At 63.5% G+C, this 11433-nt stretch carries 12 protein-coding genes and 1 pseudogene; 8 read left to right on the top strand and 5 right to left on the bottom strand.

From position 1 onward, the window contains the following. A pseudogene (locus EN884_RS10170) lies at positions 1-283 on the top strand (hypothetical protein); the annotation flags it as partial. A 283-nt stretch (positions 284-566) separates the two neighbouring features. Here the strand turns inward: EN884_RS10170 and EN884_RS10175 are convergent. After that, positions 567-1226, bottom strand: coding sequence for a response regulator transcription factor (locus tag EN884_RS10175; RefSeq protein WP_013528674.1), 660 nt, complete (start codon positions 1224-1226; stop codon positions 567-569). Further along, positions 1223-2617: a sensor histidine kinase gene (locus EN884_RS10180; RefSeq protein ID WP_024502211.1), complete on the bottom strand. Its 1395-nt coding sequence runs from the start codon at positions 2615-2617 to the stop codon at positions 1223-1225. The genes EN884_RS10175 and EN884_RS10180 overlap by 4 nt, the downstream gene beginning before the upstream one ends. Positions 2618-2787: 170 nt before the next feature. On the opposite strand from EN884_RS10180, the gene EN884_RS10185 reads away from it, so the two are divergent. The 6 genes from EN884_RS10185 (at position 2788) to EN884_RS10210 (ending at position 8294) form a co-directional block, all read left to right on the top strand. After that, positions 2788-3129, top strand: a complete 342-nt coding sequence (locus tag EN884_RS10185) for a hypothetical protein (protein WP_013528672.1) — start codon at positions 2788-2790, stop codon at positions 3127-3129. A 14-nt stretch (positions 3130-3143) separates the two neighbouring features. Further along, complete coding sequence (locus EN884_RS10190; RefSeq protein WP_063169633.1) at positions 3144-3857, top strand: phosphatase PAP2 family protein; 714 nt, start codon at positions 3144-3146, stop codon at positions 3855-3857. A gap of 269 nt (positions 3858-4126) precedes the next feature. Further along, entirely contained in the window at positions 4127-4405 is a 279-nt protein-coding gene (locus EN884_RS10195; protein WP_063169634.1) for a helix-turn-helix transcriptional regulator, read from the top strand. Between the two features lie 69 nt (positions 4406-4474). Beyond that, positions 4475-6220, top strand: coding sequence for a SulP family inorganic anion transporter (locus EN884_RS10200; RefSeq protein ID WP_063169635.1), 1746 nt, complete (start codon positions 4475-4477; stop codon positions 6218-6220). A gap of 281 nt (positions 6221-6501) precedes the next feature. Beyond that, positions 6502-7731 carry an AAA family ATPase gene (locus EN884_RS10205; protein WP_063169636.1) on the top strand — a complete coding sequence of 410 codons (1230 nt, stop codon included), beginning with the start codon at positions 6502-6504 and terminating at the stop codon, positions 7729-7731. Further along, positions 7728-8294 carry a hypothetical protein gene (locus EN884_RS10210; protein WP_063169637.1) on the top strand — a complete coding sequence of 189 codons (567 nt, stop codon included), beginning with the start codon at positions 7728-7730 and terminating at the stop codon, positions 8292-8294. Before EN884_RS10205 ends, EN884_RS10210 begins: the two co-directional genes overlap by 4 nt. Positions 8295-8578: 284 nt before the next feature. On the opposite strand, the gene EN884_RS10215 is transcribed toward EN884_RS10210, so the two are convergent. Then, entirely contained in the window at positions 8579-9439 is an 861-nt protein-coding gene (locus EN884_RS10215; RefSeq protein ID WP_063169638.1) for a hypothetical protein, read from the bottom strand. Between the two features lie 113 nt (positions 9440-9552). On the opposite strand from EN884_RS10215, the gene EN884_RS10220 reads away from it, so the two are divergent. Next, positions 9553-10353 carry a helix-turn-helix transcriptional regulator gene (locus EN884_RS10220; protein WP_063169639.1) on the top strand — a complete coding sequence of 267 codons (801 nt, stop codon included), beginning with the start codon at positions 9553-9555 and terminating at the stop codon, positions 10351-10353. 21 nt (positions 10354-10374) lie between these two features. On the opposite strand, the gene EN884_RS10225 is transcribed toward EN884_RS10220, so the two are convergent. Together EN884_RS10225 and EN884_RS10230 are read right to left on the bottom strand one after the other, a co-directional pair. Further along, complete coding sequence (locus EN884_RS10225) at positions 10375-10815, bottom strand: hypothetical protein (RefSeq protein WP_063169640.1); 441 nt, start codon at positions 10813-10815, stop codon at positions 10375-10377. A gap of 22 nt (positions 10816-10837) precedes the next feature. After that, positions 10838-11356 carry a hypothetical protein gene (locus EN884_RS10230; protein WP_063169641.1) on the bottom strand — a complete coding sequence of 173 codons (519 nt, stop codon included), beginning with the start codon at positions 11354-11356 and terminating at the stop codon, positions 10838-10840. Between the last annotated feature and the right edge of the window lie 77 nt (positions 11357-11433).

Below are 11433 nucleotides of genomic sequence, written 5' to 3' on the forward strand. Positions count from 1 at the left end.
CAATAGCGGGAACAGCGGCAACGGCAATGGGAATAACGGCAACAGCGGCAACAGTGGCAACAACGGCAAATCAGGATCCAGTCAGGGTAAGAGCGGGAGCCATGTCAATGCAAAGACCGGTGACAAGGTCGACGTGACCGGCAACAAGATCACAGTCAGGCATCCCGACGGCATAACGGAAAAGCTCGAGAACGGTCGTTTCAGCATGAAGGACGCTCTCGGTCGCACGATCATCGACCGCCAGGCCACGCCGGCCGATGCCAATCGTCTCAAGGCCTTGTGAAGCTGGCCAACAGGCAACGGTCAGCTTTGCACGTCACCTCCGCCGCCCCCCGGCGGAGGTGACCTCGTTTCCGGCCGGCGTCGTCCCGGTTTTCGGCACCGCAATGGCTGCGGTCCCGAGGCGCGACGCGCTTTTGCGCAATCCGGGACGGGAAACCGCTGCGCATTTCTTCGGACCTGCCCAGAGCAATTCTAGAAAAAGTGTGAAGCGGTTTTCCCGTTCCCTTGGGAATTGCGTCACAGAGTTAGAGCAGCTCGCCGTTTCCGTGAAACGGTGAAATGCTTTAGGAAGGCCTGTCGCGGTCGCGCCACTCACGCATCATCAAGGCCGCTTCGGTGCGATTTCGCACATTGAGCTTCGACAGCACTCCGGTCATGTGATGTTTGACGGTCTTCTCCTGCAACTCAAGCCGCAAGGCGACTTCCTTGTTGCTCAGCCCCTCCGCCACCAGCCGCAGGATTTCCGTTTGCCGATCGGTGAGCTGCCGCAGCCGTTCCGCCAAGCCGTCGGTCGGCTGCTGGGACTGGAGATCCGAAAGCAGCCGGGCCGATAGTGTCGGCGAGAGATAGCTTTCGCCGGCTGCGACATTGCGCAGGATGTCGGCGAGGCCGCGCGATCCGACGCCTTTGAGGACATAGCCATTCACCCCTGCGTTCAGCGCCTTGGTCACATCGGCATTGGCCTCCGAGACGGTCAGCATGACGATCTTCTGGGCGGGATGGTTGGCGAGGATGCTTGCGACCGCGCTCAGCCCGCCGCCCGGCATCGAGATGTCGAGCAGCAAGATGTCGGGCCGCATCGTCGCGGCGAGGCGTTCGGCATCCTGCGCCGTGGCGCCCTCGCCAACCATCTCGAAGCCTCCGATCTCCGACAGGCTGCGCGTCACACCTTCGCGAAAGAGGGGATGATCGTCGACAATGGCAATGCGAATGGTCCCAGTCATGCTTGCTCCTCGACCGACAGACGGATCACCAAACGCGTACCTTGCGGCCCGGTCAAGGTTTCGAACTGTCCGCCAATGCTTTCGACCCGTTCCCTGAGGCCGGCGAGCCCGAGGCCCTCGACCCGTGCCGTCGGATCGAAACCCGGCCCGCGGTCCGACACTTCGACAAAAAGCCTGCCACCTTTCATCCCGGCACTCACCGCCTGATCCTTGCCTAGCCCGTGGTGATAGGCATTGTTCAGCCCTTCCTGGACGAAACGATAGATGCTGATCTTCTCGGAGGCGCCGGGTTCAGGCAACTGTCCGGCCAGCGTCAGCGTCACCGACGTTCCCGTCCTCTGTTCGTGTTCCTTGACGGCCAGCCGCAGAATGTCGGTTGCGGCAGCCGTCTCGATCTGCGGCAGGACAAGGCCGGTGCAGATGCCGCGTATTTCGCGCATCGCATCCTCCAGCGTCTTGCGAATCATCGTGACCTCGGTCGAGCGGCTTGCGCCCGAATGGCCATCGCTGGAAAATATCGGGCTGTCCATGCGCAGCGCCGCCAGGGCCACGAGTTGGGCCGGGCCGTCATGCAGGTCGGCGCCGATGCGGCGCAGATATCTTTCGTTGAGCGCGGTGGCGCGGCGCGAGGCCTGTTGCACGCGCAGTCGCAAGGCACTGTTTTGCGCCACCAGACCCTGCAGTTCCGACACCTGGCGGCGCAGCGCCCCACGCTGGTCGTCGATGGTGCGGCTGCCGCGCAGGACGATGCCCGACAGGAGCAGGAATGCCGCCAGGGTCGCGCCGGCCACGATCAGCCAGCTCGACCACAGAGCGGAAGCCAGGGTGGCCTGGAAATCGTCGGCGATCTCATAGAACTCGGTAACCGCCACCACCTCGCCCGACCAGGGCTCGCGCACGGGATTGTAGATCTCCAGCAATGGCAAGCCGGTCGCCTTCTCCTCGCTCTCATCCTCATCGAAAGTATTGAATTCAGCGACGACATTGCCTTGGAAAGCGGAACGCAGATTGTCGCTCGGAGCGAAGCGGCGGCCGATCAGGGCCGTCTCCTTGGCATAGAGGACCGTCCCGTCGCGGCGCCAGAGCATGAACGATTCGAGGCGCTTGCCGAGCGCGCCCTGGCCAAGCGTCTCGTCCAGCGCCTGCTTGACGGAATCGCTGAGCTCCTGCTCCTTGCGCAAGTCGGGAAGCAGCGGCGCAATCACGCTGTCGACATAGAGCGCCGTCGTGGCGGCCGAATTGCGGATGACGCCCTCTCTGATCTGCGCCGTCACCCAGGCGCCCACCACCAGCATGACGGCCAGCAGGCCAAAACCGCCGGCAACGACGAATTGCAAGGCAAGAGAGAGTTCGCTCCAGCGTCGCGTCAAGTTCTGCAGAATACGAATCATGAACCCCTGACCGCCCTTCAATCGAATGGCTGGACGATGTCGGTACATTGAGCCTCCGTCTTGCCATTGCCAAGAGCTTCGTTTGGTCGAGCGCTTGACGTCCCGGCGCGCTTCGGAAACAACGTCCGCGACACATGCGGCGGGAGCCGCTTCGAGAGGGGGGCGGAACGTTGAGTTTTTCGGGACTGCTGCAGCTCGGCTTTTCAACGGTCATTTTCCTGCTGGCGGCGACAGCCGCCAAGCAATGGGGCCTGGCGCCGAGCCTTGGCAAGATCGCGCTGACGCTGGCGCTCTATTCGCTGGGCAATCTGATCATGCTGCGGCTGATCCGCGAATTCGGCATGTCGGTGTCGTTCAGCCTGTCTGCCGTCATCCAGCTGGTCTCGGTGAACGTCGTGGCACTGGTCTTCTTCGGCGAGCGCGTCAACGCGCTGCAGGCGACCGGCATCATGCTGGCGATCGCCGCAGTGGCGCTGATCACGCTCGGACCCTATCTGCAAGGCCGGCTGTAACGGGCGGATTGCCGATGAAGAATGCCGCGAACGCTTTGCTCAACCGGGTCGAATTCCCGGTGCTGCTGGCCGGCCTGGTCATCGCGGCCGGCCTTTGGGGATTCGAGGAGCTGATGGAGATGGCGCGCGCCACCACCCCGCACGCCTTCGACACCGAAATACTGCTCGCCTTCCGCCAGGCGGGGCGGCCTGACAGCCCGATCGGCCCGATGTGGCTGCAAGGGGCGATGCGCGACATCACAAGCCTTGGCAGCGGCAGCGTGCTGGTGCTGATCGTGACGGCGGTAATCGTCTATCTCCTGCTTATCCGCAGGCCGGCGACCGCCCTTTTCATCTTCGTGGCGGTGGCCGGCGGTCAGATGCTGTCGAGCCTGCTGAAAGCCGGAATCGACCGGCCGCGCCCCGAACTCGTCTCGCATCTCGTCAACGAAACGACGCTGTCTTTTCCCAGCGGCCACGCCATGCTGTCGGCGGTGACCTATCTGACGCTCGGCGCGCTGGCGGCACGCTTCCTGCCCGGTCGAACGACGAAGATCTATGTGCTGTCGCTGGCGGTGCTGACGACGCTGCTGGTCGGCATCAGCCGCGTCTATCTCGGCGTCCACTGGCCGTCGGATGTGCTGGCCGGCTGGTGCGCCGGCTTCGTCTGGGCGATGCTGTGCTGGCTCGCTGCCCGGACGTGGCAGCGATGGCGTGGGCAGCACCCGGACGGCGAGACTGGAGACTAGATCAGCCGGTTGATCAGCCCGTGCCCGCAGCCGGCCAACAGGAAAACCGCCGACAGCAAGGCTGCCGATGTCATGAAAGTCTTGAAGATATTCAACCGCGTTACTCCCTGCCCAGATGGAAGACCTTAGCGCGCAATCCCGGGAAAGTATCTAAAAAATGGCCAGTCAGGCGCCGCTACTTACGTCTCAAACATTCATCCTAATGCTTGAAACATCAGAATGATGATATTATACCTTACTCCTGCAGACTCAGACGGGGATTCCGGCCGATGATCACTGCCGCGCAGATGCGCGCCGCAAGGGCGCTGGCCGGCATCGATCAGAAGACGCTCGCCGAGCGCGCCGGCGTTTCGCTTCCGACTATCCAGCGCATGGAGGCGAGCGATGGCGTGGTCAGGGGCGTGGTCGACACGCTGATGAAGGTCATCCAGGCCCTCGACGAGGCCGGGGTGGAGCTGATCGGCGAGAATCAGGCCAGCGAGCGCGGCGGCCGGGGCGTGCGCCTCAAGTCTGCCGTGCCGCCGGATCCCAAGGCTGAGCCGGCATAAAGTCGCGACGGCGACCGCCGACAGCCCTGCCGACGATCCCGCCGCCTTTCAGGGTGCGAAAGGCAGTCCATGGATCAGACGCAGCGGGCAGGGCATGAACCGGCCCCCAGATCGGCCCAAAGGTCGGCCCACCAGTCGGCAAAGCCGACATTTCCCGAATTGTTCACGCCAAAGCTCGTGACGGTCTGGCGCGAGGGCTACACCTTCGCCGACGCCAAGGCGGACGCCATTGCCGGGCTGACGGTGGCCATTGTCGCGCTGCCCTTGTCGATGGCCATCGCGATCGCCTCGGGAGTCACGCCCGAGCGCGGCCTCTACACCTCGATCGTCGGCGGCTTCATCATTTCGGCGCTCGGCGGCAGCCGCTTCCAGATCGGCGGCCCGGCCGGCGCCTTCATCGTGCTGGTGGCCGCGACGGTTGCCCGGGTCGGTATTGACGGGCTGCTGCTGGCAACGATGATGGCAGGGGTCTTCCTGCTCGCCATCGGCTATCTCCGTCTCGGCACCTACATCAAGTTCATTCCCTATCCGGTGACGGTCGGCTTCACCGCCGGCATCGCCGTCATCATCTTTTCCGGACAGATCGTCGAACTGTTCGGGCTGAAGCTTGCCGGCAAGGAGCCCGGACCGCTGGTGCCGAAGCTGATCGCGGTCGGCGAGGCGGCCGGCACCATCAACCCGGCGGCGACCTTCGTGGCGGTGTTGACCGTCGCCACCATCGCCGGCCTGAAGCGCTGGCGGCCGACATGGCCCGCAATGCTCATCGCCATCGGGCTGGCATCGCTGGTCGTGGCGCTTCTCGCACTGCCGGCGGAGACGATCGGCACCCGCTTTGGCGGTATACCGCGCAGCCTGCAAATGCCCGCTTTGCCGCCGATCAGCCTGGACAGGATGATTGACGTGCTGCCGGATGCCATTGCCTTCGCCTTGCTGGGCGCCATCGAATCGCTGCTTTCGGCGGTGGTCGCCGACGGGATGACGGGCCGCCGGCATCGTTCCAACTGCGAACTGGTGGCGCAAGGCTTCGCCAACATCGCATCCGCCCTGTTCGGCGGCATCTGCGCCACCGGCACCATCGCCCGCACGGCGACCAATGTGCGGGCCGGCGCCCACGGACCGGTTTCGGGCATCGTCCACTCCGCCATCCTGCTCGCCTTGATGTTGGTGGCGGCGCCGCTCGCCAGCTATATCCCGCTCGCCGCCCTGGCCGGCGTGCTGGCGGTCGTGTGCTGGAATATGTTCGAGAAACAGGCCTTCGCCACCTTGCTGCGTGCCTCGCGCGGCGATGCGCTGGTGCTGATGGCGACCTTTCTGCTCGTCATCTTCCGCGATCTCACCGAAGGCATCGTCGTCGGCTTCGTGCTGGGGTCGATCCTGTTCATCGACCGCATGGCCAAGTCGATTGCGGTCGAGGCCGATCAGCCGCTGGTGCAGGAGGATGTCGCCGACAGCACCAAGGCCTACGATGCCAGCGAGGCGACCGACGCCGACACCGTCGTCTATCGCATTTCGGGCGCCTTCTTCTTCGGCGCCGCATCGACCGTCGGCACCGTGCTCGACCGCATAGCCGACCAGCGCAGGAACTTCATCCTCGACTGCTCGGCCGTACCGTTCTTCGATTCGACGGCGGCCAACGTCATCGAAGGCGCCGCCCACAAGGCGAAACGCGCCGGTGTCCGCTTCATCATATCGGGTGCCGCGCCGCAGATCCGACGCATGCTGATCACCCACGGCGTCAAGCGCCCGCTGGTGACCTACGCCGCCTCGATCAAGGATGCGCGGGCGCAGCTGAAAGGGAAGCTGGAGGCGGGGTAGGGGCCGGGATTTGCCGGCCGGTGGCCATAGTCAGGACAAGGTGTCCACCTGTTGAATGCCAACTTCTTGACGTTGAGCTGACTCACGCACGGCGCGACGTGAACAACCGCACTGCGCCTCTTTTTGGTCATTTCGAGAACCAACCTCCGATTCCGAAAGCTGGCATCCATCCACGTTGCGCCGCCAATGCTCAATCCTCGGTGAGCATGAAGCGATCCTGTAATCGAATTATTGACGAAATATCGTTATAGATTCTATTATATCCCCAAGTGAGGTATCCCATGCTCTACAAGCTAGAGGTCGAAAACTTCTTCTCCATCCGCGATCCGCAGGTGCTCGACCTGTCGGTGGATGGAAAAGTGCCCGATCCTGAAGGCCGTTATGCCCCCATCTTCGAGGGTGCGGACGTGCGCGCGCCGAAGGTCGTCGCCCTCTATGGCGCGAACGCCTCGGGTAAAACGACGGTGCTGCGCGCGCTCGAATTCGTCGTGACGATGATCCGCGACAGCGTAGCGCGCACGGTGCCAGGCTTCGCTGGCATCGAGCGGTTCAACGACGTGGAACCCGGCAGTCGGCCGATCCGGTTCGCGATCGAGCTGGGCGGCATCATAAACCTGACGCCGGAAGTCTTTCAGCGCGCCACGAGCGGCGAAAAGGTCGAGCAAGGCACTTACCGCTACGAACTGGAAATCGAACTCAAAGAAGGGCTCGCGGTGCGGATCGCGTCCGAGTCGCTGCGCCAGAGGCCGAACGGCCAAGGGAAATGGCAGCGCGTCTATGAGCGCGATGCCGAGGGCAAGGTGAAGGACTCTAAAACCTTCAGCCTCTCGGGCTTCCAGCACCTCGTGAAGACGCTCGCCGGCAATCACACGGTGCTGTCATCATTCGCGAAATTCCAGCACCCGACCGCGCAGCTTCTTGTGGATACGGCGCGCAAGGCCTTCTTCCAAATTGAGCCTGTGCACTCCTTCGTCGATCGCGACGTGATCGACTATCTAAAGAACCAGCCCAACGTCGTCTCGCGGCTGAAGGATGAGCTAAGCCGCATAGATGTGGGTGTGGAAGGGATGCGCTTTCAGCATACGGACAACGGGCCGCTGCTGCTGTTTAAGCACGCGGGTCTTGCGGTCGAAATGCCTTGGCTGATGGAAAGCCACGGCACGCGGGCCTTTATCAAGATGTTCCCTTTCATCATGAGCGCACTCGATACCGGCGGGATCGCCGCGATCGACGAAATGGACGCGGCCATTCACCCGAACATGCTGCCCGAGCTGGTGCGCTGGTTCTATGCGGCCTCGGGACGTAACAAGTTCGACGCGCAGCTATGGCTCTCCTGCCATTCGGCCTCGCTGCTCGATGACCTCAACAAGGAGGAAATCGTGATCTGCGAGAAGGACCGGCAGGGCCGCAGCCACCTTTACAGCCTCATGGACGTGAAGGTGCGCCGCGACGAGAACCATTACCGCAAATATCTGAGCGGTGCATACGGCGGGGTTCCACACCTCGGATGAGCCGTCGTCGCCCGCCATATATCGAGCTTCGCCGTCCGGTTTATATTGGCTGCGAGGGAGCGTCAGAAGTCGGTTATGCCGGCTTTCTGCAAGATCTGATCCGCGATGCCAATTTGCCGGTGCACCTGCACGTTGACGAATTGGGGCCGGGGACCGGCGATCCGCTGTCGCGTATCGAGATGGCGGTGCTGCGCCTGAAGCTGCTCCAGAGAAAACGCCGTGCGCCCGCGGAACGCTTCGCGCTTTTGGATTTTGACCAGGCCGAGCGCGATCCGCAGCGCGCCGAGCGAACGCGCAAGCTCGCGGCCGACAACGGAATCACGATTCTCTGGCAACGGCCCTGCTTTGAGGCAATGCTGCTGCGCCATCTGGAGGGCAAGGCGGCCAACCGCCCGCCCGATACGCCGGGGGCGGTTAAGGCGCTCGAAAAGGAATGGCCGGAATACAAAAAGCCCATGACGCGCGCCAACCTGGCGCGCCGGATTAATCGGGATGCCGTCCTGCGGGCGGCAGGTGTCGAGGCCGAACTACAAGCCTTGCTCCGCAGTATCGGGGTGCTCTAGCGATCGGGATACGCGACTTCCGCGCTGTATGGTCGCCGGCGGCGGTGAACCGGTGGCGACGGAAGCTTCGCCACAAGCACGTCCCGAACCGGACGTTCCGCTCCCGGCCCAAAGGCGAGATCAAAATATCTGCTCGGCAATGTCGGCTATTGGCGCTTGGCACAAGGTGGGCCGATCCGGGGACGTCGTTAATTGGCCACAATACGATCCTCGCCGACTAACGACAGTCCATCGGCCGTTGGCGAACGTCTCGCAGCTCTGCCCTGAGGCGCCGATCATGGCTCTCAATCGAGCTTCAGCGCCACAACCTCGCCTTCGTTCATCAACGGCACATAAAGGATCGACTTGCCATCGGCGCCGATGTCGGCGCTGCCCGGCTTGAACTGCGCCACCACCTCCGGCGCGCCGCCCGCATGATGGCGGTAGAGCTTGCCGGTCATGTAGGCGGTGGTATAGATGGTGCCGCCGATGGCTACGACGCCGTCGAGATCGGCGAATTTCTGGGCGGCCGGCAAGGGCGAAACCACCTTGCTGGCGATGTCGACCGACAGCAGGCCGCCAAGCTCCGTCGTGCTGAAGTCGGGCTTGATGCCCTTGCCCCAGGAGGCGACGATCAATCGGCCGCCATCGGCGAAGATGCCGTTGGGTGAAGCCAATGCCCCGTCCTTGACGAACAGCTCCGGCCGGTCGCCATCGATGCGGTAGATGGCGTCGGCCAGCATGTCGGTGACATAGACCTTGCCGGATTGGTCCGATGTCATGTCGTTGAGGAAGACCGCGTTCGGCACCGCGATGCTGGCGACCAGCTTGCCGCTGGCGAGGTCGACGACGCGGACTTTCGTGATGTCGGCGACATAGAGCTTGCCGCCCGAGATCGCCATGCCCTTGGGTGCGTCCATGCCGTCGGTCCAGTGCTGGGTGACCGTCTTGCCGTCCAGCGACAGCACGGAGAGATAACCGTTGCCGTCGGCCTCGCCGGGATTGCCTGATATGTTGGAAACGATGATGCGATTGTCAGCGGCGTCGAACAGGGCCGATTCCGGCTGTTCGAGCCCGGTGGCGCGCCAGAGTTCGCCGGCCTCCGCGGCGGGCACTGCGGCAATGCCGATGACGGCGATAAAGGTTGAGGTGATGAGGGTGTTCATGACTGCTCTCCTGAGATGACGAGGCAGAGCTATGGCTTTCGATACTTTTCGGAAAGGCCTGACGCCGCTAGTATCGAATATCGATACGAAACTAGCGACAAGAGGTGCATCCAATGAACGGTCTGATCTTCCAGGCGCTGAAGCGGACGTTGAAGGCGAAGGGCGTCACCTATCGCGCGCTGGCCGAACGCATGGGCGTTTCCGAACCGACGGTGAAGCGTATCTTCCATGAGCGCAATTGCAAGCTCGACCGGCTGATGGAGATTTGCGCTGCGGCCGGTGTCGAACTGGAAAACGTGCTCGGCTCGATGAACCGGGGGCCTGGGCCGGTCAACCACATCGCGCCGGAGATCGAGCGCAAGCTCGCCAGCCGGCCGGCGCTGCTGTTCATCTTCGTCATGCTGTCAGAAAAGTTCACGCCCGAAGGCATCATGCGCTCGCAAGGCCTGAGCGAGGCTTCGATGTTCCTCTATCTGCGCGATCTCGAGGAACTCGGCCTGATCGCGCTCGGACGGGGTCTCTCGGCGAGACTGCTGGTCGAGACGCCGATCCAGTGGAACTTCGAAGGGCCGCTCAGGCCGCTGTTCGAGATGACCAACAAGAATTTCATCGGCTGGGCCATCACCCATATCGACAAGGAAGCGACCTTCGTCAGCTTCTCCAGGCGGATGCGGCCGGAGACGGCTGAAATGGTGCGGCGCGAGGCGGAGGATCTCGCCGACCGCGCCAAGCTGCTCGCCCATCACGACCAGCACACGACGCCGGAGGATGGCCTGATCGGCTACAAATGGACGTTTGCCTTTGGCGCGACGCCATTTCCGGCAATCATGCCGATCGGGCCGCACGCGCGAGATGCCGGGGCGAGGCCTGATACGCCCGCCGCCGCGAAAGGACAGCGGCCGCTGCCGGCCTGACCAGGCACCGCGTCAATCGTCTCAGCACGATTGCATCTGGTGGCTGAGCTTACCGCGCACGACCCTGGCAGTGCCGACCGCCACCATTTTTGCCGCTGTCTTGCCCCCCGGACCCGCCATGCGACCGGCGACGCCGACCGCGCCATTGACGGCGCCCATCGTCTTCATCTGCCCGACCGTCTCGTTCATACGCGCCCGGCAGTCCTGCATTTTCCTGGTCGCCTCGACTGCAGCCAGGGCCTCGCCAAGACCTGCCGGCGAGTCCGGGCCGGCCGCCAACTCCGCCAATTGCGCATGCTGGTCTGGCGTGATCGGCGGGCTGGCGGCCGTCTGGCTGCAGCCGGAGGCCAGCAGGCAGATCAGCATCGCGATCGGGCTGCCTCGCCCGGCACGTGCCGTGGCTGGAAAAATATCGCGATGTTCGGCCTCGAGGCTCCCGCCCGGAGTTGCTTTTCCGGCCACCCGTTTCCTGTTGCCCAACCTCCTATTGCCCCATCGCCGGGCCGAGGATGAGGCTGCGGATTTTTGGCGTCAGCGGCCTGACGACATCGGCGAAGGGGTCACCCTCGGCCCGCAAGGCCATCAAGCCTTCGTCCTCTTCGTCGATCGCGGCGATGGTCTCCGTCTTCTGTGCCTCGGTCAGCTCCCTCATGCCGGATATGGCATTTCTGAGCTTGGCGAAAATGGCATCGAGTTCTGCGACCGGCATCGTCGCCAGGAACCCGCGCATGGTCTCTCCAAGCGCGACCTTCCAGCTGTCGGCGGTGAAACCGGCGCTGCCGATCAAGCCCTTGTCCGCGGCATCGCGCTCGTACCAGTCGGCGGCGATCTCCTCGTCATAGGCGAACTGACCGAATTCGGGCTGCAAGGCCTCGATCAGGCCGACGACCGCCGACGCATCCCGCGCTGTCAGCGCCAAGGCAGGCGGGCTGTCGAAGATCATGCCGGCAAGTGCGAGCGCGCCGGCCAGCCGGCGCATGGCTACGAAACGCCGCTCAGCCATAACAATCCTCCGCAATGCCGGCCCGGGCACTGCTCGTTGCCTGGGACTGCAGAACCGAGCCGCCGATCGAGGCGGCC

This window comes from Mesorhizobium sp. M7A.F.Ca.AU.001.01.1.1, from assembly GCF_004022735.1.
Taxonomy (GTDB): Bacteria; Pseudomonadota; Alphaproteobacteria; order Rhizobiales; family Rhizobiaceae; genus Mesorhizobium; species Mesorhizobium ciceri.

Coding starts and splice junctions, on each gene's coding strand:
- EN884_RS10195 (WP_063169634.1), top strand. CDS start 4,127: ATGATCACTGCCGCGCAGATGCGCGCCGCAAGGGCGCTGGCCGGCATC.
- EN884_RS10205 (WP_063169636.1), top strand. CDS start 6,502: ATGCTCTACAAGCTAGAGGTCGAAAACTTCTTCTCCATCCGCGATCCG.
- EN884_RS10210 (WP_063169637.1), top strand. CDS start 7,728: ATGAGCCGTCGTCGCCCGCCATATATCGAGCTTCGCCGTCCGGTTTAT.
- EN884_RS10175 (WP_013528674.1), bottom strand. CDS start 1,226: ATGACTGGGACCATTCGCATTGCCATTGTCGACGATCATCCCCTCTTT.
- EN884_RS10215 (WP_063169638.1), bottom strand. CDS start 9,439: ATGAACACCCTCATCACCTCAACCTTTATCGCCGTCATCGGCATTGCC.
- EN884_RS10190 (WP_063169633.1), top strand. CDS start 3,144: ATGAAGAATGCCGCGAACGCTTTGCTCAACCGGGTCGAATTCCCGGTG.
- EN884_RS10180 (WP_024502211.1), bottom strand. CDS start 2,617: ATGATTCGTATTCTGCAGAACTTGACGCGACGCTGGAGCGAACTCTCT.
- EN884_RS10220 (WP_063169639.1), top strand. CDS start 9,553: ATGAACGGTCTGATCTTCCAGGCGCTGAAGCGGACGTTGAAGGCGAAG.
- EN884_RS10200 (WP_063169635.1), top strand. CDS start 4,475: ATGGATCAGACGCAGCGGGCAGGGCATGAACCGGCCCCCAGATCGGCC.
- EN884_RS10230 (WP_063169641.1), bottom strand. CDS start 11,356: ATGGCTGAGCGGCGTTTCGTAGCCATGCGCCGGCTGGCCGGCGCGCTC.